This is a genomic window from Empedobacter sp. UBA5036, assembly GCF_002415215.1.
GTDB classification, from domain to species: Bacteria; Bacteroidota; Bacteroidia; order Flavobacteriales; family Weeksellaceae; genus Empedobacter; species Empedobacter falsenii_B.
Genome location: NZ_DICC01000054.1, coordinates 1 through 24944, shown reverse-complemented (window position 1 = coordinate 24944; position 24944 = coordinate 1). Strand labels below are relative to the sequence as shown.

Annotated in this window: 20 protein-coding genes, 1 pseudogene and 1 riboswitch; of the genes and pseudogenes, 7 read left to right on the top strand and 14 right to left on the bottom strand. The window is 31.0% G+C overall.

Going from position 1 to position 24944, the window contains the following annotated elements:
* From B4J88_RS09920 to B4J88_RS09895, 6 genes are all read right to left on the bottom strand, one after another.
* Positions 1–1863 carry a RecQ family ATP-dependent DNA helicase gene (locus B4J88_RS09920; protein ID WP_125349839.1) on the bottom strand — a complete coding sequence of 621 codons (1863 nt, stop codon included), beginning with the start codon at positions 1861–1863 and terminating at the stop codon, positions 1–3.
* Between the two features lie 170 nt (positions 1864–2033).
* Positions 2034–2315 carry a hypothetical protein gene (locus B4J88_RS09915; protein ID WP_219034993.1) on the bottom strand — a complete coding sequence of 94 codons (282 nt, stop codon included), beginning with the start codon at positions 2313–2315 and terminating at the stop codon, positions 2034–2036.
* Between the two features lie 71 nt (positions 2316–2386).
* Positions 2387–3025: a hypothetical protein gene (locus B4J88_RS09910; protein ID WP_115000778.1), complete on the bottom strand. Its 639-nt coding sequence runs from the start codon at positions 3023–3025 to the stop codon at positions 2387–2389.
* 423 nt (positions 3026–3448) lie between these two features.
* Positions 3449–5491 (bottom strand): S9 family peptidase, encoded by a 2043-nt coding sequence (locus tag B4J88_RS09905; RefSeq protein WP_280036343.1) that lies wholly within the window; start codon positions 5489–5491, stop codon positions 3449–3451.
* A gap of 36 nt (positions 5492–5527) precedes the next feature.
* Positions 5528–6289 (bottom strand): hypothetical protein, encoded by a 762-nt coding sequence (locus B4J88_RS09900; RefSeq protein WP_280036346.1) that lies wholly within the window; start codon positions 6287–6289, stop codon positions 5528–5530.
* A 7-nt stretch (positions 6290–6296) separates the two neighbouring features.
* Complete coding sequence (locus B4J88_RS09895) at positions 6297–7055, bottom strand: hypothetical protein (protein WP_125349842.1); 759 nt, start codon at positions 7053–7055, stop codon at positions 6297–6299.
* Positions 7056–7243: 188 nt separating this feature from the next.
* Here B4J88_RS09895 and B4J88_RS09890 point away from each other — a divergent pair, with 188 nt between their 5' ends.
* Both B4J88_RS09890 and fsa read left to right on the top strand, forming a co-directional pair.
* Positions 7244–7996: an SDR family NAD(P)-dependent oxidoreductase gene (locus B4J88_RS09890; RefSeq protein ID WP_125349843.1), complete on the top strand. Its 753-nt coding sequence runs from the start codon at positions 7244–7246 to the stop codon at positions 7994–7996.
* Positions 7997–8079: 83 nt separating this feature from the next.
* A complete protein-coding gene (fsa, locus tag B4J88_RS09885) occupies positions 8080–8736 on the top strand; it encodes a fructose-6-phosphate aldolase (RefSeq protein WP_125349844.1) in 657 nt (218 codons plus the stop codon).
* 386 nt (positions 8737–9122) lie between these two features.
* On the opposite strand, the gene B4J88_RS09880 is transcribed toward fsa, so the two are convergent.
* From B4J88_RS09880 to gldJ, 4 genes are all read right to left on the bottom strand, one after another.
* A complete protein-coding gene (locus B4J88_RS09880; RefSeq protein WP_125349845.1) occupies positions 9123–10232 on the bottom strand; it encodes an endonuclease in 1110 nt (369 codons plus the stop codon).
* Positions 10233–10317: 85 nt separating this feature from the next.
* On the bottom strand, positions 10318–10839 hold the full coding sequence (locus B4J88_RS09875) for a hypothetical protein (protein ID WP_115000770.1): 522 nt from the start codon (positions 10837–10839) through the stop codon (positions 10318–10320).
* 21 nt (positions 10840–10860) lie between these two features.
* Positions 10861–12141: a UDP-N-acetylmuramoyl-tripeptide--D-alanyl-D-alanine ligase gene (locus B4J88_RS09870; RefSeq protein WP_291067501.1), complete on the bottom strand. Its 1281-nt coding sequence runs from the start codon at positions 12139–12141 to the stop codon at positions 10861–10863.
* Between the two features lie 65 nt (positions 12142–12206).
* On the bottom strand, positions 12207–13835 hold the full coding sequence (gldJ, locus tag B4J88_RS09865; RefSeq protein WP_291067528.1) for a gliding motility lipoprotein GldJ: 1629 nt from the start codon (positions 13833–13835) through the stop codon (positions 12207–12209).
* A gap of 164 nt (positions 13836–13999) precedes the next feature.
* Here gldJ and porU point away from each other — a divergent pair, with 164 nt between their 5' ends.
* From porU to B4J88_RS09845, 4 genes are all read left to right on the top strand, one after another.
* Positions 14000–17863 (top strand): type IX secretion system sortase PorU, encoded by a 3864-nt coding sequence (porU, locus tag B4J88_RS09860; protein ID WP_291067500.1) that lies wholly within the window; start codon positions 14000–14002, stop codon positions 17861–17863.
* A gap of 37 nt (positions 17864–17900) precedes the next feature.
* Positions 17901–19106 (top strand): type IX secretion system outer membrane channel protein PorV, encoded by a 1206-nt coding sequence (gene porV, locus B4J88_RS09855; RefSeq protein WP_291067498.1) that lies wholly within the window; start codon positions 17901–17903, stop codon positions 19104–19106.
* Positions 19107–19232: 126 nt separating this feature from the next.
* Positions 19233–20138 carry a pirin family protein gene (locus B4J88_RS09850; RefSeq protein ID WP_291048904.1) on the top strand — a complete coding sequence of 302 codons (906 nt, stop codon included), beginning with the start codon at positions 19233–19235 and terminating at the stop codon, positions 20136–20138.
* Between the two features lie 7 nt (positions 20139–20145).
* Complete coding sequence (locus B4J88_RS09845) at positions 20146–20547, top strand: OsmC family protein (protein WP_221855955.1); 402 nt, start codon at positions 20146–20148, stop codon at positions 20545–20547.
* A 50-nt stretch (positions 20548–20597) separates the two neighbouring features.
* Here the strand turns inward: B4J88_RS09845 and B4J88_RS09840 are convergent, their stop codons facing one another.
* On the bottom strand, positions 20598–21503 hold the full coding sequence (locus B4J88_RS09840) for a polysaccharide deacetylase family protein (protein ID WP_221855957.1): 906 nt from the start codon (positions 21501–21503) through the stop codon (positions 20598–20600).
* A gap of 79 nt (positions 21504–21582) precedes the next feature.
* Entirely contained in the window at positions 21583–22398 is an 816-nt protein-coding gene (locus B4J88_RS09835; protein WP_286495788.1) for an HAD family hydrolase, read from the bottom strand.
* A 218-nt stretch (positions 22399–22616) separates the two neighbouring features.
* On the opposite strand from B4J88_RS09835, the pseudogene B4J88_RS09830 reads away from it, so the two are divergent.
* Positions 22617–22877 (top strand): annotated as a pseudogene (locus tag B4J88_RS09830) (transposase); the annotation flags it as partial.
* Between the two features lie 225 nt (positions 22878–23102).
* On the opposite strand, the gene B4J88_RS09825 reads toward B4J88_RS09830, so the two are convergent.
* Together B4J88_RS09825 and B4J88_RS09820 are read right to left on the bottom strand one after the other, a co-directional pair.
* The gene (locus B4J88_RS09825; RefSeq protein WP_291067496.1) at positions 23103–23456 is read right to left on the bottom strand and encodes a DUF190 domain-containing protein; all 354 of its coding nucleotides are present in this window, start codon (positions 23454–23456) and stop codon (positions 23103–23105) included.
* Between the two features lie 10 nt (positions 23457–23466).
* The gene (locus B4J88_RS09820) at positions 23467–24774 is read right to left on the bottom strand and encodes a voltage-gated chloride channel family protein (RefSeq protein WP_291067494.1); all 1308 of its coding nucleotides are present in this window, start codon (positions 24772–24774) and stop codon (positions 23467–23469) included.
* Between the two features lie 29 nt (positions 24775–24803).
* Positions 24804–24872: riboswitch (Fluoride riboswitch) on the bottom strand.
* Between the last annotated feature and the right edge of the window lie 72 nt (positions 24873–24944).

The window sequence follows — 24944 nt, the reverse complement described above, 5'->3', positions numbered from 1 at the left end:
TTATTCTATTAGTTTATAAGAATCGAATCCAATTGGTTGAACTCGCATTTCGTCTATCAAATATTGCAATTCTTCGACGATTTTATCTTTTGGCGAATTTATGAATTTTGAAAGGATTTCGGCTTGCGTTTTTGTACCTTCTTTCAAATATTCAATTAAATCGGTTGAATTAAAGTTTTCATTTTGTTTTTTGGATTGACAAACATCGCATTTACCACAATTTTGATCAGATTTTTGATTAAAATATCCAAATAATAAACGTTCTCTACAAATTGTATTTTGTTCGGCATAATAAGCCATAGCTTGCAAACGTTTCCAATTATTCACTTGAATTGCTTCGAAATCTTTCCACAATTTATTTTTAAACGCATTAGAATCGCGCGGAACAAGAAATCTAAATCGCGCTAAAAATCGATCCGAATAATCAATAGAACCATTTTTTGCATATTCGTGTAAGCTATTCCTAATGTCGCCAATACTCATATGCAATTCAAACGCCATTTTACTTTCCGAAATTTCTCTATTATAAGTGTAAATTCCAGGGTAATGACGTTGTAAATAATCAAAAATTCGGTTTTCATTCAAATTAATCGAATGTGGTGACGCCAAAATTTGAATGCTACTATTTTGTGAATAATTTTTTTGCTGAATGATTTCTTTCGTATTTAAAAACTCTAAAAATTGAAGAACCATTTTAAGATTTAAACCAAATTTTTCGGCAAATTTTGGAAGATCCAATTGATAATTCATTTCCGTTAATTCGCCTTCCGCTAATTGCAATTGACTAAACAAACAATTCCCAATTTTGATAAAATCTTGTTGCGAAGGTAAATTCGCTTTGAAAATATTTTCTGCTTGAATTCGATCATCAGGATTGTACAAATAAATTCCATACGATTCCTGTTCATCACGTCCAGCGCGCCCAACTTCTTGGTAATACGCTTCTATTCCTTGTGGCAAATCGATATGAAAAACGGTACGAACATTTGGTTTGTCTATTCCCATTCCAAACGCATTTGTCGAAACCATAATTCGCGAATTACTTAACATCCAATCTTGCTGTTTTTGCTCTTTTTCGTCTTTGGTTAATTTGGCGTGAAAAAAATCGGCATCAAATCCATTTTGACTTAAAAAACTTGCAATTTCGTAGGTTAATTTTCGATTTCGAACAAAAATAATACTCGAACCAGGATATTTTTTTAAATAATAAATCAAATCATTTTTCTTATCAGCTGAAAGAAAAACATTGTACGAAAGATTTTCCCTTTTTAAAGAAGATTTAAATACTTCGGGATTATCTAACTCTAATTTTTCTACAATTTCTTGCTGAATTTTTTCTGTCGCTGTTGCAGTCAACGCTAGGATTGGAACTTTAGGAAGAATAGTTTTTAACCTCGAAATTCGATGATATGCAGGTCGAAAATCATGTCCCCATTCGGAAACACAATGCGCTTCGTCAACTGCAAGCAAACTAATATTGATTTGTTTCAATCGTTCAACAAAAATTCTACTTTGCAAACGCTCTGGTGAAACATATAATAATTTGATTTTGTTGTTTTGACAATCGTCCAAAATTTTCCCAATTGTATTTTGATCAATTTCATTGGTGATATATGCCGTAGAAATTCCTTTTGATTGTAAATTCTGAACTTGATCTTTCATTAACGCAATAAGCGGCGAAATGACCAATGTTAATCCATCAAAAATAATCGCTGGAACTTGATAACAGATAGATTTTCCGCCACCAGTCGGCAAAATTGCCAACGTATCTTTACCTTCCAAAATGCTTGAGATGATTTCCTCTTGCGGCGTTTTGAAAGAAGGATAATTCCAATACTTAAAAAGAATTTCTTTTGGTGTCAAATTACAAAGCTTTGTTGTAAATTTAGGTAAAATCTGCGATTTTATGTTTAAACTTAAAACTTCATTAGTTATTTTTTTTAAAAATTGTAAATAATTTTATGCTTTTATAAGAAAAATAATGGGGTGATTTTGGTTTAATTACTTAATCAATGAATTTATCATTTTTTATATTATCCGATAGATATCCCATTATAATAAACATAAATAATTGAAATCATTAAGACTATAGATTCAATGATCCAAATAAATTTTATCGGAATTTTTATACTTATTATAATAAGTTGTTCAATTAATAAAATAAAAAAGAAAATAATTAATCCAAAAAAAGCGATTGTTCCACCCAAGGCATTTCCTCCATTATTATCAATAAAAAGATAGTTTATAGACATAAATAAAAGGAAGAGTTCTAAAATACTCAACACAATTAATATTGGTGTAAGTTTAAATTTCATTTTAAAATAGATTCCAGAAAGTACAAAGCTTTGTTGTAAATTTAGGTAAAATCTGTGATTTATTAGAAGAATTAATCGATTATACCCTTTTTGTATTTTACAAAAAGTGAAATTTCATTCACTAATAAAACAATATTAAATCCTAAAAATAAAAGAATTTCTGAACTCATATTGAAGTAAGCTAATCGATCTTGCAAAATCATAAAAGGGGCTACAATTGCGGCTGATAAAAAAATACTGAAAAAAGCAGATTGAATAAGTGTTGCAATGCGAATCATATTTCGTTTTGCAACTTGTGATGGATTAATTATCAGAATAATAGAATTGAAAGTAATAAATGCAATAATTCCTGTATTTATTGATAGAAATGATGAAGAATCAAATGATTGAAAGATATATTTCAAGCTGAAATAAATTCCTTTATCGTAACAAAATTTACAGAAAATAATGAATGATATAATCGTAACGCTTATGGTAATTGCCTTATTAATTCTGCTTTCTTTTGGTGTTGCAACTAATCTTTTTCCAGTCAAAATGGAAGGAATATAATTTTTGTTTCCGTCTAAATAATTGTACAACAAAATAATAATGGAAAATCCTGTAAATATAAAAAGTGATAATAGTTGTAAAACTAAATCTTGTTCAATCAATTTATAATTTAAATCAGATTCATAAACTTCATTTGAAACAAAAATATAAATTCCAATCATCGCAACGACATAGAGTTGATAAACAATTCCCCAAGCAGGATTTAGGTTAAAAGGCTGATTATAATCTTGGACAATTTCACTATAACTTTTTTCGCGTTTGAAACTGCTTGATTCTTCTTCAAAATTGGTAGAATTTTGAAAAATTATACCAGTAACTGCAATAAAAAATATTGAAGCTATTGCTCCAAAAAATACAAAAGCTGTGATTTGAACGTCGCAAAAATAATCTGTAATATTTATTAATAGAGGAGTTATAAGAAATAAAATCCATTTTGGACGAAGGTTTACTTGCCAAATTTCTTTTAGAATAAGTGTTTGAAATCAGCAATTGCTAATCCAAAAATTAAGAAAATAAAGGTCATAGAGTAGGTTTGGTTAAAAATACAAAAAGCCAACAAATTTGTTGACTTTTTGGTTTGAAATTTATTCTGTAATCCCTTCTAACATAAATAAGAAAGCATCTTCTTTTGCATCTTCTTTCAATGACTCGAATCGACCAGATGCACCACCGTGTCCTGTATCCATATTTGTATCTAAAAGTAAAATGTTATTATCTGTTTTTAAATCTCTTAATTTCGCCACCCATTTTGCAGGTTCCCAATATTGTACTTGAGAATCGTGTAAACCTGTCGAAACATAAAGGTTTGGATAAGCTTTCGCTTCCACATTATCGTAAGGCGAATACGATTTCATGTAATCGTAATATTCTTTTTCGTTTGGATTTCCCCATTCATCATATTCCCCTGTTGTCAATGGAATAGAATCGTCTAACATTGTTGTGACAACATCCACAAAAGGAACTTGCGCAATTACACCATTGAATAATGTTGGCTCGTAATTAATCACAGCACCCATCAACAATCCACCAGCAGAACCTCCCATTGCGTACAAGTGTTTTGATGACGTATAATTTTGTTGAATCAAATATTTTGCTGCATCAATATAATCGAAGAAAGTATTTTTCTTTTCTAACATTTTTCCATCTTCATACCATTCGCGACCAAGATATTGACCACCACGAATATGTGCAATTGCATAGATAAAACCTCTGTCCAAAAGACTTAATCGAACCGAACTAAAATAAGGCTCTATCGTGTAACCATACGAACCATAAGCGTAAAGTAGAAGAGGAGTTTCGGCAGAAAGAGGCGTATCTTTTCGACGAACCAATGAGATTGGAACCATTTCTCCATCGCGAGCTTCTGCCCAAATACGTTCAGAAATATAATTTTCTTTATCAAAATCACCTATAACAACTTGCTCTTTTTTGATTTCGAATGTTTTATCATTCATGTTAAAATCAATCACAGAAGAAGGAGTTGTCAACGATGTATATCCGTAACGCAAAATGTCAGTATCAAAATCTGGATTTGTGCCAACATTTGCTGTATAGGTTTCTTCGTTAAATGGCAAATAATAATCAGTTGAATTATCCCATGCTTTGATATTCATCTGCAATAAACCATTTGTGCGCTCTTCGATAACCAAATAATTCTTGAAAATTTCGAAACCTTCAATCAATGTTTCTTCGCGATGAGGAATTACATCAATCCAATTTTCTTGTTCTGTTTTTTCGACAGAAGTTTTCATTAATTTGAAGTTAAAAGCATCATCTTTATTGGTTTGAATATAAAATGAATCACCAAAATGTTCGATTGAATATTCTAAATCACGTTCTCTTTTTTGAAAGATTTTAAACTCAGCATCTGGTTGATTAGAAGGAATATATCTAAACTCGTCAGAAACAGTACTTGAAGATCCAATAATGATGTAATCTCTAGATTTTGATTTGTAAACAAACGCATTAAACGTATCATCTACTTCTTCAAAAACTAAGACATCATCTTCTTGTTTTGTCCCTAATTTGTGTTTCCAAATTTGATAAGCTCGCAATGTTTCATCTTTTATTGTATAAAATAAAGTCTGATTATCAGCCGCCCAAACAGAACCTCCAGTTGTGTTTTCTATTTTATCAGAAAGAATTTCTCCAGTTGTTAAATCTTTGATTTGAATCGTATAAATTCTTCGCGAAACATTGTCAACTCCAAAGGAAACCAATTGATTATTTGGTGCCATCGAAATTCCACCCAATTGATAGTACGAATGACCTTCAGCCATTGTGTTGACATCAAAAAGAATTTCATCTGGATTCTCTAAACTATCTTTTCGACGTTTGTGAATTGGATATTCTTTTCCTTTTTGATATTCCGTCAAATACCAATAACCATTCAATTTGTACGGAACAGACGAATCATCTTCTTTGATTCGCGCTTTCATTTCCTCAAAAAGTTTGGTTTGTAAAGCTTCTGTTGGTTGTAGAATAGCTTTTGTGTATTCGTTTTCTTGGTTCAAATAATTGATAACTTCAGAGTTTTCACGATCATTCAACCAATAATAATTATCGATGCGGATATCTCCGTGTTTTTCTAATTTTTGTTCTATTTTTTTCGCAATAGGTGCTTGCATTTTCTAAAATTTAAGGTGCAAATGTACTATAAAAACTTACTTTGAATAAGTTGTAGTTGACCAAGATTTATCACCTGTTTTATATTCGATGATGATATTATTTTCGTTCAAATAGCCAATTGTTTGGTAATTTCCGTTTTGAGAAATCACTGTCACATGGAAAATATTTTGTTGAGCAGCTGGATAAAATTGTGCAATAACTTGTGAATTTTCTTGATCTATTAAGACAAATTCGTTGTTATTTGTACTTGCTGTAGTGTAATTTTTTCCGTTTGATTTGTAGACGTTTTTGTTTTCTACAGTTTTATTTGACACTTGCGTAACGACTTTATTCGTTGTTTCTTTAACGGTTGTAGTTGTTGTATTTTCTGTTTTAGTTATAGGTAAATCTTTCGCATTTTGTTTTCCAACCTGATTCATAGCAAATGTTAAGGCTTCTTGATAACCTTTTGTAAAATCTTTTTCCTTTGACGAACCTTCATAAGTTGAAATCACATTATTATTACAGTCTGTAAACGTTACTTTTAATTTATTTTTAAAAGCAACAGAAGTATTTTCAATATTTGCTTTTGTAGCTAAACAAGGATTGATTTGCACATCTAACGGAATAGAATTTTCATTTACTATTTCATATTCTTTTTTTCTCAAAGCAGTTTTCAATCCTGTATTCAATTGATAATCTTCTTTTACGAAATCTTTAAATAGTTGAGGAATGATAACATATTTGTAATCAGCTACATTTTGTGCTTGTAATGACGATAAAGCAATAAGAAATAAACTTGATAATATAATTTTCATAGCAAGATTATTTAGCCGATAATTTAACTTCTTTCCAACTATTATTTTCAGAAACCTCATAGGAAATCGTATTTCCACTGATGTATCCTACCGAAAAATAATTCGAATTTCCTTTTGTAACAATTACTCTGTAAATTCCATTTTTTAGGGTCGGTTCAAATTTTGCAACAACTTGATTTCCGTTTTCGGACATCAACATAAAACCACCATTTTGTAGTTCAATTTTTTGATAAGTAGTTGTTCCATCTGTCAATAAATTCGTAGCAGTGACCTGATTTCCTTTTGGTTCTGGCATATATGCAGCTGTTGTTTCTGTTTGGGGTTTTTCTAATTTCACCATTGGAACGGAGGCCTTTGCATTTTGAGATTTCAAAGGATTTAAAGCTAATTTTATTGCTTCTTGGTAACCTTTGTCATATTCTTTAATCTTAGAAGTTCCTTCAAATTTTTCAATATTTTTATTAGAACAATCTGTAAAACTTACCTCTAATTTATTATTCAAAAAACTTTTAACTTTTAAAATATCCGCATTCAAAGCTAAACAAGGATTTTGCACAACTTCTTGTGGCCAAGCAGATTTATCAGAAGGTAAAACTTCGTATTTTTTCTGCGTCAAAATATATCTTAATCGATTATTTAATTGATATTCATCTTTATCAAAACTAGAAAATTTTTCAGGAATATTGATGTACTTATAATCACTTGTTTCTTGTGCATTTATCGTAGAAAAACTACATAAAAGTATAGCAGCTATTAAATTTTTCATTTAAAAAGTTATTTGTATCAAATATAAAAAAATAGAATTGTTTTAACCTAAATATATTTGTTATGCTGAATTTTTCATTCCAAAATAGTTAATAAAATTGAATCATTTAAAATAATATTATTTGTAAGAAATGATTTATAGATCTGATTATAAATGATTAACTTTATTTAAATTAAAATCATAAAATTATGTCAAGTTTAAAAGATAAAGTTGCGATTGTAACTGGTGCTAGTTCTGGAATTGGAAAAGCTGTTGCTGAATTATATGCCAAAGAGGGTGCGAAAGTTGTGGTTTCGGATATTAATGAAGAAGGTGGAAATGAAGTAGTAGAAATTATCAAAAAGAATGGAGGAGAAGCGATATTTTTCAAAGCTGATACTTCTTCGCCAGAAGATAATGAAGCATTAGTAAATAAAACGCTTGAAGTTTATGGAAAACTTGATATAGCTTGTAACAATGCTGGAATTGGTGGTCCTGCCGAGCTGACTGAAAATTATCCGTTAGATGGTTGGAAAAAAGTAATAGATATCAATTTTAATGGTGTTTTTTACGGATGTAAATATCAATTACAAGCAATGGAAAAGAATGGAGGAGGTTCTATTGTTAATATGGCTTCTATTCATGGTACTGTCGCTGCGCCAATGAGTTCGGCTTATACTTCTGCAAAGCATGGAGTTGTAGGTTTGACGAAAAACATTGGAGCGGAATACGGACCAAAAAATATTCGTTGTAATGCAGTTGGACCAGGTTATATTATGACGCCTTTGTTGTCGAATAATTTGAGTGCAGATCATTTAGAGTTGCTTGTTACAAAACATCCAATGGGTCGTTTGGGACAGCCAGAAGAAGTTGCGGAGTTGGTTTTATTCTTAAGTTCGGACAAAGCATCCTTTATGACAGGCGGTTATTACCTTGTTGATGGAGGATATACAGCGGTTTAAAATATTTTTGATCGAATCTTTAAGATTAAATGGTTTTCTATAATTTAATCCTTAATTTTGCCTGAACGAAATACAAACAAACAATGAAATTTTTTATCGATACAGCTAACTTAGCTGACATTAAAGAAGCCCAAGATTTAGGAGTTTTAGATGGTGTAACAACAAATCCATCTTTAATGGCAAAAGAAGGAATTACAGGTCAAGAAAATATTTTGAATCACTACAAAGCAATTTGCGAATTAGTTGACGGAGATGTTTCTGCTGAGGTAATTTCTACTGATTTCGAAGGAATGGTAAAAGAAGGTGAAGCTTTAGCAGCTTTAAATCCTCAAATCGTAGTTAAAATTCCTATGACGAAAGATGGTGTAAAAGCGTGTAAATACTTTTCTACAAAAGGAATTAGAACTAACGTAACTTTAGTTTTCTCTGTAGGACAAGCATTATTAGCTGCAAAAGCTGGTGCAACTTACGTTTCTCCATTCATCGGACGTTTAGACGATATTTCGACAGATGGTTTAAACTTAATCGAAGAAATTCGTTTGGTTTATGATAACTATTTGTACGAAACTCAAATTTTAGCAGCTTCAGTTCGTAATACAATGCATATTGTAAACTGTGCAAAAATTGGTGCTGATGTTATGACAGGACCTTTATCATCAATTTTAGGATTGTTAAAACACCCATTAACAGATTCTGGATTAGCACAATTCTTAGCTGATTATGCTAAAGGAAACCAATAATTTAAAATAGAATTTTCTATATATGAGTCGCTTAATTTTAAGCGACTTTTTTTATGAATTTATATTAATGAAAAGCTTTTAATTATTAAGTTGATAAAAATAGTGTTAATAAATAAAAAAAGATATTTTATTATGAATAATATAAAACTATTAATTGTAAATTGATAAAAGTATTAGAAACTAAAACATTTCTTATTAGTATGTTAAAAACATTTATTTTGTTATCAGTCACGCTTGGTATCCCTTTTGTATTAATCATGTTTCTTTACGGAAGCACATTTTTCAAGAAAGATATCAATAATGACTAATAATTTTTTCCATTTACTAGAATAAAAATCCTTCACTTGTATGAGCGAAGGATTTTTTTTATGATGGTTGATAAATGATTATTTTATAACAACTCTTTTATTGATTTCCATTTGTTTTCCAACAACTTTGATGATATAAACACCTGGAGTTTTGAAATTAACTTCAACTTCTTTTTGATTTGATGAATTAGAAACTTCATTAATTAATTGTCCGTTGAAATTAAAAACAGAAACTTTCTGAATTGATTTCGAATTATTTTCAAGTTTAACTTTAATCGAACGATTTGTTACATTGTAAACTGAAACATCATCACGCTTTTGATATTCGAAATCTCCAGTTCCTAAATTCGAACCCCAAATTTTTTCTGCATATTCAGGATGATCAATAAATGGGTTTCTGTTTTTTTGGTATCTGTAGACTAAATTATTAATATCTTTTTCACGATCAGAAACAGGATCATTTAAATGCCAAGTCATTAATATTTTCAAGAAAGTGTCTGTAAAAACTTTATCTTTTGTTTTATTAAACATAGCATAAGACCAACTCTGAATACCATTTTCTTGATAACGAGTAGCAAAATAAAAATAAGCACGAGCTATATCACCTTTAAACTCATCAATTGGTTCGAAAACTGTTCCAGAAAATCCCGCAGAGTATCCAGAGTTTTTATTACTTCCTAATTTAGAGCCATTTAAAGAAGTGTATGTTGCACTTTCAACAACTCCATAAGGAAAATTATCTCTTTTATTATTAACATAACCATCAGTTGGCCAGATATGGAATGCATCTGCAACCATAGGAGAGTTTTTATTAAAAACACTTTGAGGAATAATATGCTCTCTGTTGTAGCAGTCTCCTTCATTTTTATAACCAGAACTGCCACATTGATCTGAAGATTTTATAAAATTATAAGGATCAATTTTTTTCGGTATCTCTGAATAAATATCATAAATAGAATTATCTTTTTCATCATATTTATCTAAAAAACCATTATCAGAATCTGTTCTATTATAAAGTGTCCATAATCCGCCATATGTTAAATCTGTATGGTTTTTTATTATTTCATATAGCTGTGTTTTTAAGGTAAAGCTGCTACCAGTTGCAGTGTCGTAATAGTTACTTGGTGCTTGCGCTGACGCTAAAACACTTACTGTAAATATAGATAAAGAACATAAAATTTTTTTCATAAACAATTTAGCTAAAAAAAGCTGTGATTTCCACAGCTTGTACTTTGTATAAATTTATGAAATTTAAAGTTTACTAATTGTTAAATTATTTACTGTAATTTTGATAAATCACCAATGAATCTTGAATTTGTTTATTTAATAATTTGTATAAGTCAGGTTGATTTAAAGAAACTCCAGCTATCGATTTCAATTTTTTCTGAAAATTCTTAGAACCTAACAAAAATTTTGCTCGATAAGAATCTTTATTCATGACTTTTTTGGCTTGTAAATCTTTAAAATCTTTTCTAATTTTTCGTGCATATAATTCAGACAAGTCAAATTGCAACTGCATTTCTTTTAAAATTTCTGTATGTTGCATAGATAGCCACGAATTACTTTCATCAAATTTATTGGTAACCCAAAGTTCAGGAAGTTCTCCTGTAGATTCTGCAATTTGCCAACCTAATTTTGAATCTAAAAATCCTTGAGGAACCTTTGTTTGAATAGGTTTCTTTTTGAAGTTTTTGTAATTAAGCTTCATATCTTTTTTCCATTCAATTACAGATTGAGCTTGAAGAGAATGATAACAGAAAAGAGTAATTATAAAAAAGAATATTGATTTATTCATCAGATAATCAGGGTGTTGATTTTAAATGTTTTCTAACAAATCAAGTCTCATCCCATGAGAACCTTTTATCAAAATATTTTGAGTTTTGATTGGATTTTCTTTCAAACATTCTTCAAAGGCAACACGGTTTTCAAATTTTTGTACTTTTGGATTATTCGTAATTGTTTCACCAAAATTATGTCCTAGAATAAAAATTTGATCAAAATCTAAACTTTCAGCTAAATCTAAAATACGTTGATGCTCAGATTTTGATTCTTCTCCAAGCTCGAACATATCACCAATAATAACTGTTTTAGAACCTTCAAATTTTGCAAAATTATTTAACGAAGCTTCCATACTACTTGGGTTTGCGTTGTAAGCATCCATCACAATTTTGTAATTTTCTTTATTGATAATTTGTGAACGATTATTTGATGGAAAATAATTTTCGATTCCTTGTTGAATAGTTTTAGCATTAATCCCGAAATGTTGTCCAATTGCAATTGCACACGAAATATTGCTAAAATTATAGTTTCCTGTTAAATGAGATTGAATTTTTAAATCTTGGTATTTAACCGCCAAATATTCAGTTTCATTTTCTATCAATTCGATTTGAACATCTGCATTATGTTGATCAGAAAATGTAATTCGATTAATATCTTCAGTTTTTTCAACTTGAATTGGATCATTAAAATTGACAAAAGCAGTTCTGTTATTTGCTCTCAAAAAATCATACAATTCAGATTTTCCTTTAATCACACCTTCAATTCCTCTGAAACCTTCTAAATGTGCTTTACCAAAATTGGTGATATACCCATAATCTGGTTGAGAAATTGAAGCTAATAACTCGATTTCTTTTTGATGATTCGCACCCATTTCGATCACAGCCATTTCTGTATCTTCTGGAATAGAAAGTATAGTTAAAGGAACTCCGATATGATTATTCAGATTTCCGAAAGTATAATGCGTTTTGAATTTCTCTTTTAAAACAGCTGAAATCAATTCTTTTGTCGTTGTTTTCCCATTAGAACCAGTCAATCCAATAAATGGTATTTTAAGGTAATTACGATAAGTTCTCGCTAAATCTTGTAGAGTTTCTAAAGCATCATTAACCAAAAAAATATTTTGAGATGTATTTTCAAATTCTTTTTCGTCAACAATTGCTATTGCAGCTCCTTGATTAATCGCTTCTTGAGCGAAAGTATTTCCATTAAAATTAGCTCCTTTTAAAGCAAAAAAGATACAATTTTGTGAGATGTTGCGTGTATCAGTCGTAACTATTTTCGATTTAAGAAATTGATCGAATATTTCTGCTGTTTTCATAATGTAAAAATAAAAAATCTCGATGAAATTAATCACCGAGATTTAAAATATTTTGAAAAGGATTATTATCCTCTACGCTTACGTTTTGATTCGAAACTACCAGAGTATTCTTGTGCTACACGGAAACCAATCCAGTTTGTTGCACTTGCTTGGTGTAAGTAGCGTCTTTGTCCTGGATCTATCCAGTAAATAGGGTCTTTCCAGGAACCACCTTTTACAACACGTGTTTCATCAGAGATGTCAGAAGTACGTTTAGAAGAATCTTTTTCTAAAATTACACGACCTTTTTCATCTACTCTAAATTTACGTTGAGGAGCGTTGTACATATCTTTTGTCGCTTGATCAGCAGATTTACCTTCCTCAGTACGTGGTGATAAAGAAGAATTAGGGTCACCATCACGATAATTTGTTAAATCATATACTGTTTGCTTTTTGTAAGCACCAGGTAATCCTTTGTAAACTAAACGTCCGTTGTCTAATGTATCATATTCAACATTTGTTTCGTCATATTTTTCAAAACCACCTGCTCCGTTGTCAATTTTTGTTTTTAAAATATTTCCACGGTAGTAGTTGAAATCGTTTGCTTCTTCATCAATAATTGGACGATAAACATCAGAAACCCATTCAGCAACGTTTCCTAACATTCCGTAAAGACCAAAATCATTTGAAGGATATTTACGCACATCACTTGTAATTGCAGAACCATCGTTTCCAAATCCTCCAATACCAGAGTAATCTCCACGTCCTTGTTTGAAGTTATCTAAATATTGTCCTCTTTGAGCACCTTTCGTAACTCTCAAGTTATTTTGAGCAACATCTTTTCCTTTGTATTCGTTGTATTCACGATTTCCAGGTAAAGCTAATGCAGCATATTCCCATTCAGCTTCTGTAGGTAAACGGAAAGGTTGCACTTCTAAAGAGCTAGTAGCACGATTCGCTTTTAAGATACGGGTATTTTGTGTTTTGATTTGATTCGCTTTCATAATTTTAGTCGAATCAATCGCTTCGTTTACATTTGTATCGCCTAACTTATATTGTTCAGCATTAAATGTTTTATTTCCGTAATTATATTCTTCATTAGCATAGTAATCTTTTGATAAGATTCCTTTGTTCATTAAGGCTTTTTCATTTGCACGATCTGTTAACCAATCACAATAGTTAACGGCTTGTAACCAAGAAATACCAACTACTGGGTAATAGCTGAATTCTGGAGAAAATAAATAATTTTCTGTAGAGAAATCATCACGAGATAATTGATTGTTAAAAACCGTTTCATCTGGTAATGCTCCATTATAAATATCCCTGTATTGTGTGTCTTCTGGTGGGAAAACAACTTTTAACCAAGTTAAATATTCTCTATATTCGTAGTTTGTAACCTCAGTTTCACCAATAAAGAAAGATTTCACTTGCATACGAACAGGAGAATTATTCCAATCGTGTAACACGTCATCTTTCGTAATTCCCATCGTAAAAGATCCACCTTCGATGAAAACCATTCCAGGCCAAGCTTTGATGTTTTCTTTCTTTTTACCTGAAAAAAACCAACCTTTACTATCGTTTGGTTTCCATCCTGTACGACTTGTGAAATTTTTTGTTCCACCTCCTTTTTTCTTTCCTGAACTGCTTGCACAACCCATGAATACACTCATAGTAACAGCTGCAAGAGCAAGAGAAAAAATACGTCCTTTATTCATTTTCATAGAATATTTCTGGTTTTCGAAAATTAAATTTAATGCAAATAAAAGCATTTGACATTAATCTTACAACGAAAAAATGCTTTATTTCTTGTATCAAACGTAAGAATTATTTTTTTATTTTACGATTGAAAATATATTTGTCAAAATAGCGTTATTCAGACATGAAGAAATATTTTATTTTAGTTGCAACCTTGCTTCAATTTCCTCAATTGTTTAGTCAAAATTACAAAATAAATTGGGAGAATAATCAAACAATTTCTTTAACGAATGGAAATACGGTAAATGTGCCGTTTTTCTCGAATAAAGACAATTATTTTGTTGGAGGATATTTTCTTCCAGAATTTGTCGTTGAGTTAAATTCTACAAATCAAGAAGTTGAATTGTCAAATGTGCAATTTAAAGAAGTACAGAACGAATTGGCTGATTTGAACACCTTTTCGATTACAGATAAAATTAATTTTTCTTCATACAATATTATCGATAAAAATGGTCAGCAAAAATTAATTGTTAAAGTTGTGCCATTTGTCAAACAAAATAATAAAATTTTAAAAATAGAATCTTTTTCAATTGTTCCGAAATCAGCGCAATCTCGAAAAATATCTTCTCGAAAATTAATTGATAATTCGACTACAAGTGTTTTGAAAACGGGAGATTGGTACAAAATAAAAGTCTCGAAAGATGGAGTTTTTAAATTAGATAAAAGTTTCTTTACTAAAAATGGAATTCCGACCAATTTTAACCCAAAATCGCTAAAAATCTATGGAAATGGAGAAGGGCGTTTGATGGAGAATTTAACGGAAGATAGAACTGGAGCTTTGAATGAAATTCCAATAAAATTTGTTGGAGGTGAAGATGGAAGTTTTGATAGTAATGATTACGCGTTGTTTTATGCGAAAGGTCCGCATCAGTGGTACAGAAATAATACGACAACGTTGAAAGATGCAAAAGTTCGCTATAATTTGTATGATGATTTTGCTTATTATTTTATCAGTTTTAATGGAGAAGATGGCAAAAGAGTAGGAGAACAGGCGCTTACAGCAAGTCCTATAAAAACTTTTTCTACTTTTGATAATTTACAATTTCATGAAAAAGATTCGATTAACTTAAATGGTCTTGGGCAAATTTGGGTTGGAGAAAATATTGGTTTAAATGGAGGTTTCAAGAAAACGTTCAAAGCGAATGCTGTAAATGGTGGAGAAGCATATTTGCGTTATGCGGTGGTTGGAAAAAATGCAAACAATACATCATATAGCGTTAATTTAAATGGACAAACTTTTACTCATTCTTTAGGAAACTCTTTATTTGATAGAAATATTCAAGATAAAACAGTTTCATTAGGTTCAAATTCTATCGATATTGCGGTTTCTTCTAGCGGAACCAATCCTTCTGGATTAGCTTATTTGGATTATTTACAATTGCGTTTCAAAGATGGTTTAACATATAGCAATGAGCAGTTTACATTTCAGTTTTTAGAAGATATTAATAATGGAAGTGTGAATGCTTTTTCATTGAATAATGCAGCAAATGTTTCTGTTTGGAATGTTTCTGATATTCATTCAATTTCTTCAATTGTTCCGCAAAGTAATTTGTATAAATTTAGCACAAATCATCTGAATCAGTTTGTCGCTTTCAAGGATGAAAATGCTTTTACAGATGCAAAATATGTAGGGAAAGTAGCGAATCAAGATATTCGTAGTTTAACTGATATTAATTATATAATTGTCACGCATCCAAAATATTTAGATCAAGCTACTCGCTTGGCGAATTTTAGAAAAGAGCATGATAAGATAAATGTAGGTGTTGTAACAACGGAACAAGTTTACAACGATTTTTCTTCTGGAAGTCATGATCCTATTGCGATTCGTGATTTCTTTAAATTCTTAAAAGATGGGTCAAGTCCAAATTTAGAATATGGTGTTTTGTTTGGAGCGACAACCTATGATCCGAAAAATAGAGTAAAAGATTTTACAAATTATCTTCCCACTTTTACAGACGAACCTTCTCTTAATATTGATGGTGCGATTGCAACCGACGATTATTTTGCAATGTTAAATGATAATGTAAAAATGTTATCGAATAGCGTAGATGGAATTTATAGTTACGATGCCAATTGGTTTGAAATAGCTGTAGGACGAATTTCTGCTTCTAACTCTGCTGAGGCAAAGATTTTGGTTGATAAAATAATTTCGTATTATGGTAAAGTTCAAGGAAAAGGAACTTCGTATGGCGATTGGCGAACAAAAATTGTTGCAGTTACGGATAATGACAATAATGTAAATACTCCAGGTTTAAATGCCAAAATTGATACAGAATTTTCTAAGCCTGAGAATCAAATTTATACGATTAATAAGATATATTCGGGAGCTCATCAACCCGAAAGTACTTCTGCTGGTGTTCGATATCCAACCGTAAATCAAGCAATTCTGAATGGAATCGAGTTAGGTTCAAACTTCTTGATGTATTATGGTCATGGTGGTCCTCGTAGTTGGGCGCAAGAACGAATTATAACAGCTGAAGAATTAACAAATTTATCCAATTTTAATGCAGCTTATTCACGTTTACCTATCGTCACAACTGTTACTTGTGATTTTACAATTTGGGATTTACCGCAATATAATTCTGCTGGTGAAGCAATGTTGAAAAATGCAAATGGTGGAGCGTTATCTATGATTACGACTAACCGTCCGATTGGAACAGGCTATGGAGATTCGATGAATAATTTTTTGATCGAACAATTTTTTAAGAAGGTTGGTGTAGAAAATCAAACAATTGGTAAAGCGCTTAATGAAGCAAAATTAAATTATTCTCCAAAACATACAAATAACAAAAGTGTAAGTATTCTTGGAGATCCGATGTTAGTAATTCATCGTCCGCAACAAGATATTGAAATATTAAGTATCAAAAATAAAAAAGATGTAGATGCCCTTGCAGGTGGTAAGATGCAAGCGTTAGATTTTATAACGATTACAGGTAAAGTAAATCAATTATCTAACACTTCTATTGATAATAATTTCAATGGGAAAATTGCGATTAGTTTGTATGAAAAACCTGAAACGAAAACCATTTTATCGGAGTCTGATTGGGCTGGAAAAACTTTCGAAACAGAAAATAAAACAATTTATAAAGGAACAGGAAAAGTTGAAAAAGGTGAGTTTACGATTCAATTTTATGTTCCGAAAGATATCAATTACGAGCTAGGAAATCGTAAAATAAAATTTTATGCTTGGGATGAGAAAGATGGTAAAGATGCATCGACTTTAAAAACAATTACGATTGAAGGAATTAATGAAGAAGGATTAAATGATGATGAACGTCCGCAGGGCAAGTTATATATGAATAATCTTCATTTTGCGAATGGAGGAATTACAGATCGTTCGCCTTATTTGGTTGGTTGTTTAACTGATAATTCAGGTATTAATGCAACTGGATCGAGTATTGGACACGATATTGTTGCAACGCTTGATGGAAAAGTGCAAGATGCTTATGTGTTGAATGAATATTATGATGGAGGTGATGCAAACCCATGTATCAATAAGAATTTTGAAGATTATCAGAAAGGACAAGTAATGTATCAATTGAAAAATCTTGAACTTGGTCAACATACTGTGAATTTAAAATTTTGGGATATCAACAATAATTCGAATACTGTAACGTTAGACTTTGTAGTAATGGAAAATGGAACAGGACAATTGCATATTGATAAATTGCTAAACTGGCCAAATCCATTTACTAAGGATACGTTTTTCCATTTTGAACATAATTGTGATTCTGAATTAGATGTAATGGTTCAGATATTTACAATTTCAGGAAAATTAGTCAAAACAATCCGAAAAACTGTTTCGGCAGAACCTTTTAGAGAAGGATATCGAACAGGTAAATATGCAATAGAATGGGATGGTTTGGATGATTTTGGCGATAAAATAGGAAAAGGTGTTTATATTTACAAGGTCAATGTGAAAGGTGTTGATGATACGGTTTGTAAAGGATCAGCCACCGCAGTTGAAAAACTTGTCATATTAAAATAAAAAACAAAAAGAAAAAATATAATCAATAATATAACGAATGAAAAAAATTACAGCAAGTTTATTGATTTTAGCATCGGCTTTTACCTATGCTCAAGATACAGGAGGAAATGATACTGGGAACGATTATACAAAATCTAATCCAATTTTGACTGGAGCTCCATTTTTAAGAATTTCTCCAGATGCACGTGCAGGTGGTTTGGGAGATCAAGGAGTTGCAACTTCTGCGGATAATTATTCTCAATTTTGGAATGCGGCAAAGTATTCTTTTGCTCCTGATTATTCAGGTGTAGCCTTTTCATATACACCTTATATGGGATCTTTGGTGAATGATGTATTTTTATTGAATGCAACTTATTATACTTTCTTAGGACAAGACGAACGTAGTACGTTAGGAGCAAGTATCTATTATTTCAAAATGGGAGATATAGAACTTAATGAAGATCATGGAGGTACAATTTATCCAATGGGAACTGCTAAACCAAATGAATTCTCAATCGATTTATCGTATGGTTTACGTTTAACAGACAATTATTCGATGGCAGTAACGGGACGTTTTATTCGTTCTGATATTTTTAATGGTGTTAATGATGCAACTGCTCAACCAGCAAATACATTTGCAGTTGATTTAGCAGGTTATTATCAATCAGAAACAATGGATACCAACAATTTTGAAGGTAAATTACGTGGAGGTTTCCAAATCTCTAATATTGGTCCAAAATTAGATTATTCAAACTCAGAAGATAATGCATCTTATTTACCTACAACATTACGTTTAGGTGTTGGATATGATTTCAAATTTGATGATTACAATAAAGTAGGAATTACAACAGAATTTTCTAAATTATTAGTTCCAACTCCAACATATGAGAAAGATGAAAATGGAAATCCAATTCCTGGAACTGGATATATTCCAAATAAAGGAGTAATGTCTGGAATTTTTAGTTCATTTGGAGATGCTCCTGGAGGAGGAAAAGAGGAGTTAAAAGAAATTATGTATTCTGTAGGTGCAGAGTATTCTTATAATGATGCTTTATTTATTCGTGCTGGTTATTTCCACGAAAGCCCAATGAAAGGAGATCGTCAACATTTGACATTAGGTTTAGGGCTAAAATACAATGCGTTTGCTTTTAATGCTTCTTACTTAATTCCAATGTCAGATACAAACAATGCTTTAGAAAACACATTACGTTTCGGTATTGCTTGGAATTTTGGAGGAGAAACACAAAATAGTTACGATTACTAGAAATCGTTAAGATTAAGTTATAATTGGCTAACCTTTTGGTTAGCCTTTTTTTATTTATTAACTTAAATCAAGTTTTAAATTAATAGTTAAAACTAATTTTACATCAATTAAAAAACTAAACTAATTATGTCTAACGTTGGATTAATTTTAGAAGAAAAAGCTGCTGATATAGGAAATTTTTTGGTGGGTAGATTATTACCATTTCGTCAAAAAAGACATGTCGGACCATTTGTATTTATCGATCATATGGGACCAACAAAAATGAAAGATTATCAAAATCTTGATGTAGGACCGCACCCACATATTGGTTTATCAACTTTGACTTATTTATTTGAAGGAGCGATTATGCATCGCGATAGTTTAGGAACTGAATTAGAAATTCAGCCTGGAGCTGTGAATTGGATGACTGCTGGTAAAGGTGTTGTACATTCTGAGCGAACTCCGGAATATCTACGTACAACAGAAAAAACATTACATGGTTTACAAATTTGGGTGGCTTTGCCAAAAGAATTAGAAAATATGGAGCCGAGTTTTGTTCATGTTGAAGCAGATAAATTACCAAATTGGTCGGACGAAAATGCTGATTATAGATTGATTGCTGGTAAGTTTGGTGAACATACTTCTGGCGTGCCTGTTTATTCCCCTTTATATTTTATTGAGATTAAAGCGAAAAATGATTTCAAAGTTTCTTTAGGTAAAGATTTGTATGGAGAATCTGCTTTGTATGTATTAGAAGGTTCTATCAAAGATGGAGGAGAGACATACGGAACAAAACAATTATTAGTTGCGAAAGAAGCTACTTTGTGTGAGTTCGAAATTACGGCTGGTTCTACCGTTTATATTTTTGGAGGAGAAGAATTACCGGAAGAACATTTTATCTTTTGGAATTTTGTAAGTTCTTCAAGAGAAACGATTGAAACGGCGAAGGAAAATTGGATTAATCATCGTTTTCCTAAAGTTCCTGGAGATGACGATTACGTTCCGATTCCGCAAGCTCAACAAAAATCTAAAATAAAAGAAAACGAAAAATAAATTGATAATGAGTGATATTAATGTAACATCAACTTCGACAGATAAAAATTATATTTCGAATATTAAAGCTGGGAAACACGAATTTAATGTAGATGAACCTTTAGATAAAGGAGGTTTGGATACAGCTGCAAAACCAAGCGAATTATTGGGAGCTGCATTGGCTTCTTGTACTTCGATTACATTGCAAATGTATATGAATCACAAAGAATTTGCTTACAAAAAAGTTGAGGTAGATGTCAATTTTGATATGATTACAACTGAGCCAATTACTTTTCAGCGTCATGTTATTATAGAAGGTGATTTCGATGAAAAACAACAAACAAGATTATTGAAAGTTGCAAATTCTTGTCCTGTACACAAAGTGTTAGAAAAAGGTCACGAAATAGAAACAACGATAGAGTTTATTTAATAAAAAAAACCACTTCATCTGAAGTGGTTTTTTTTATCTTAATATTTTATTTAGCTAATCCTGGTTGGATATCCAGAAATTCCTTTAATAACAATTTTCGGATTACGTTTCAATAAAACAATTAATTGTCTTAATTTTTCTGCATTATAATCTTCATTAAACATATCATCGTGCATTAAAATTACCAAATGATTTTTTTCGAATGTTTTATTTTGATCCAAACGATGTACAATTCCTTCGTAAATTTTTTCAGGCGAAGAAAGCTGATGATTGACAGATTTTTTTCCACTTCTTTCCCATTCATAATCCCAACCATAGATATAGTATTGATTTTTAGCCAATAAATCAGCTGCTGGAATTGCATTTTTTACTGGATCGTCTTTTTTGCGTTTGTTCAAACGCCATGTATTACGTGCAGGTAAACGAACCCAACGAGAATGTATGTCTAATACCACCTCATTTTTGCGAATATCTTCATAAACATTTTCTGGAACACTGTAAAAAGCTTTGTATTTGTTACGCGCATGCGAAAAAGTATGGTTAGCAATTTCTACATTTGGATTGGCTTTATAATCTTCTACATGTTGTTTCAAATCTTTCGTAAAAGCATTAAAACCAACTAAGAAAACCGTTCCTTTTACATTTTCTTCGGTTAATATTTTATTGATATTTTTACTTCCATTATATGGACCATCGTCAAAAGTTAGGTAAACATATTGTTTTGTCGAATCAATAGGATTTTTCCTTTCTTCTTTTGCAATAGTATCTAATTTCAAAACTGAAGAGTCAACTTTTACCGTATAAACAGAATCAACATCATTCTGCAAAATTTCTTTTGGTTCAGAAGAAGTTGTTGTTTGATTTTGAATAGGATTATTTTCGTTTTTACAAGAAAAAACAAAAAGTAAAGTTCCAATTGCAAGAAAGCTTTTTAGATGTTTGTTGATAGCTAACATTGATTGTTTAGGTTTTGTGCGAAATTAATAATTTAATCTGATTTGAAATGTTAAATGATTGATGTTATTTGTCAGATTATTAAGTGTTTACGGTTTTTAATTGTTGTAAATATTGCTTAATAACTTGAATTACACCATCTTCATCGTTAGAAGGCGCTTTAAAATTTGCCACTTCTTTTACATTTGGATGCGCATTTTCCATTGCAAAACTATATTTTGCCAAATGTAACATCTCCAAATCATTCATAAAATCCCCAAAAACAATGATTTCTTCAGAAGAAATATCCAATTTATTCATCAAAGCTTGTAATGCAACTCCTTTGTTCGATTTTTTGTTCATTACATCTAACCATACTTCTCCAGAAACCACAACTTTTAATCCATATTTTTCAAAATCAACTAATTTTGGAAATACATTAAATTCTGTTCCATCAGCGTGATTTACTGCAATTTTAATGAATTGTTCATTTTCGATTTTAGTTAAATCATCAACCCAAATATTTTTGTCATAATAATTTTTAAAATATTCTAAAAAAGTTTCATCTTTCGATTCCACATAAGCTGCATTTTTACCAGCCAAAACAATATTTGCGCCTTCTATTTTACGCACTTCTTCTACGATTTCTTTTACAACAGACCAATCCAATTCGTCAACAAAAATTTCTTCACCTTTATAGGTAACATAGGTTCCGTTTTCAGCAATAATTGCCAATTCATCTTTTATATTTTCAAAATAAGAAATGATACTATAATATTGACGACCACTTGCAGGTACAAATGTGATGTTGTTTTCTTTTAATTCTTCGTAAATTTTATTGAATTCTGGACTTAACGAATGATTAGAACGTAACAGAGTTCCGTCCATATCTGTCACGATTAATTTTATATTTTGCATTGATTTTTCTTAAATAAAAAGGTCTCATAATTGAGACCTCAAAGTTAGTTATAAATTTTTGGTTTGTTCTTCTTCGTTGTTCACGTGCTTAGAATTTTATAAAAAAATAAGAAAATTGTTCAATAGTGTAACTTTTTCTCCATGATATTATCGAGTAGTTTAAGTATTATTCAATATAAGTTTGTGTAGAGGAGTGACAAAAAAGAAGTTAATGTAAAGAAACACCTAAAAAAGCTAATCAAAAAGAGTATAAACCACAATTTTATGCGTTCAAAAAATATAGAAAAAGAATCGAAACCTTATTCTCTCAGCTCTGTGATCAGTTTATGATTAGACCGAAATTGTGCCAAAACTTTCGGTGGTTTTAAAACCATAATTTTAGCCAAAATTACAACTTTAACCACTATTCAATATCTAAATAATTTATGTTTAATAGAAATAGAAATAGTAATAAGCTAAAAATTAATCTTGTCGAATAATGCTCGATGGGTATTAAATAATGTTTGTTTACATGTTATAATGTTATTTTATAATTTATGAACCCGTTTTAATTTTATCAATAAACCTGTCATTTCGAGTGGAATTCTGAAAGAATTTTGTATCGAGAAAAAGGTTTTTGAAGATAAAATTCTATTCTTGATACAATTTTTTTCAGCCTATCCTGAGTTTATCAAAGGGTTCAACAGGCTTTATAAGTCCTTTTTTTATTGGTCAATCTTAAAACATTCATTATTTAGTAGAATAACATTTGTTTCGTTTAGCTCTTTTCTATTTTGCCCTATAAAATTTTTTAATTTTTCGGCAGTGTCCACAAGTTCAAGGCAAACTGGATTTTTTTTAGATGGAATTTCTGAAATATTGAAACTTATCTTATCGTTGTCTAAATAACCAGCTTTTGCAATAAAAATATTGGCTTGTTCAATATTCATTTCTTTCGCTTTCTTTAAAAGTAATTGTCCCAAATTGTTGCTCCAAAGTCGTTGCCAAAAAGATTGTCCTTTGACTGTTTGTCCGTAGCCAAAATAAATTCTCATTACGTTTATATTGTTTGTATTCATATTCACAATTTTAAAGTTCATTTAATCTTTTTCCTTCGTGGTTCGAAAATCTTTTGTGCTTTGGTTCGCCAACCATTTGTTTGTTGTAAATGCTGTTATGTCCTGAAACTAAATATGCAACTACACAAGCAATTGCAACATACACTCCGCAATCAGCACCAAAAAGTTCAATTGCCATAATGCTACAAGCTAATGGCGTATTCGTTGCTCCTGCAAAAACGGCAACAAATCCCATTCCTGCTAAAAGTGCTGTTGGCAATGGAATGAAATAACTTAATGCGTTACCTAAAGTTGCCCCAATGAAAAACAGTGGAGTAACTTCTCCACCTTTAAAACTTGCTGCCAATGTGATGATGGTAAAAATCATTTTCAAGGCAAAATCATACATAGGTAATTGTTCTTCAAAGGACTGAACAATTGTAGGAATACCTAAGCCAATGTATTTTGTTGTGCCTATTGCCCAAACTGCAAGAGCAACAATAACACCGCCTATCAAAGGTCGGAAAGGTGGATACTCAATTTTTGATTTGAAAATAGAACTTGCCTTATGTATTGTTTTACTAAATGTTGCTGAGCATAATCCAAAAATAATTCCTGCAATGATTGCGTAAATGATATTTAAAAAAGAGATGTCGGGAACAAAATTGATGTAGTAATGAGTATGGTGTGTTTGCCAAAGTTTCGTAACTAAGTCTGCGAAAATAGCGGCTGCAAATGCGGGAAAAATAGCATCGTATTTTAATCGTCCGATTAAAAACACTTCTAAACCGAAAATTGCACCTGCCAATGGTGTACCAAATACAGACCCAAAACCTGCGGAAATGGCTGAAATGATTAAAATTTTTCGCTCGCTTTCAGAAAGTCGGAAAGGTTTACTGAATTGGTCGGCAATTGCACCCGCCATTTGTAGAGCTGTTCCCTCACGCCCTGCCGAACCACCGAATAAATGTGTTACCACGGTTCCGATATAAACAAACGGAGCCATACGGAAGGGAATAATTTGTTTAGGGTCGTGAATGGTATCAAGAAGTAAATTGTTTCCTGGTTCAATGTCTTTGCCCAAATAATAATAAAGTAAGCCAATGAAAAAACCACCAATAGGCAACAATGCAATTAACCATAAATGATTTTCCCGATAATTCGTAACCCAATCCAATGATTGAAGAAAACCTGCGGAAGCACTACCAACACAAAGTCCGATAAATAAGCAAATGAATGTCCATTTGAGGATGTAAGGAATAGTTGGATAACGTCTAAACAACGACCAAAGTTGTAAATTGATTTTTTTGCTGAATGATTTTTTTTGTTTTGTCTGCATAAACTACCTGATTAAATGTTAAACACTTAACTTAATCAGGCGTCATCAGCTTTTTTTATAGCGGTTGGGTAAGGAAGAACACCATTTCCTTTTTCGTCTGCTACTGTGGGTACGTCATATCCTCGTAGACTAAATTAGTAAAAAACTAATATAACCCGTAGTGCATTTGT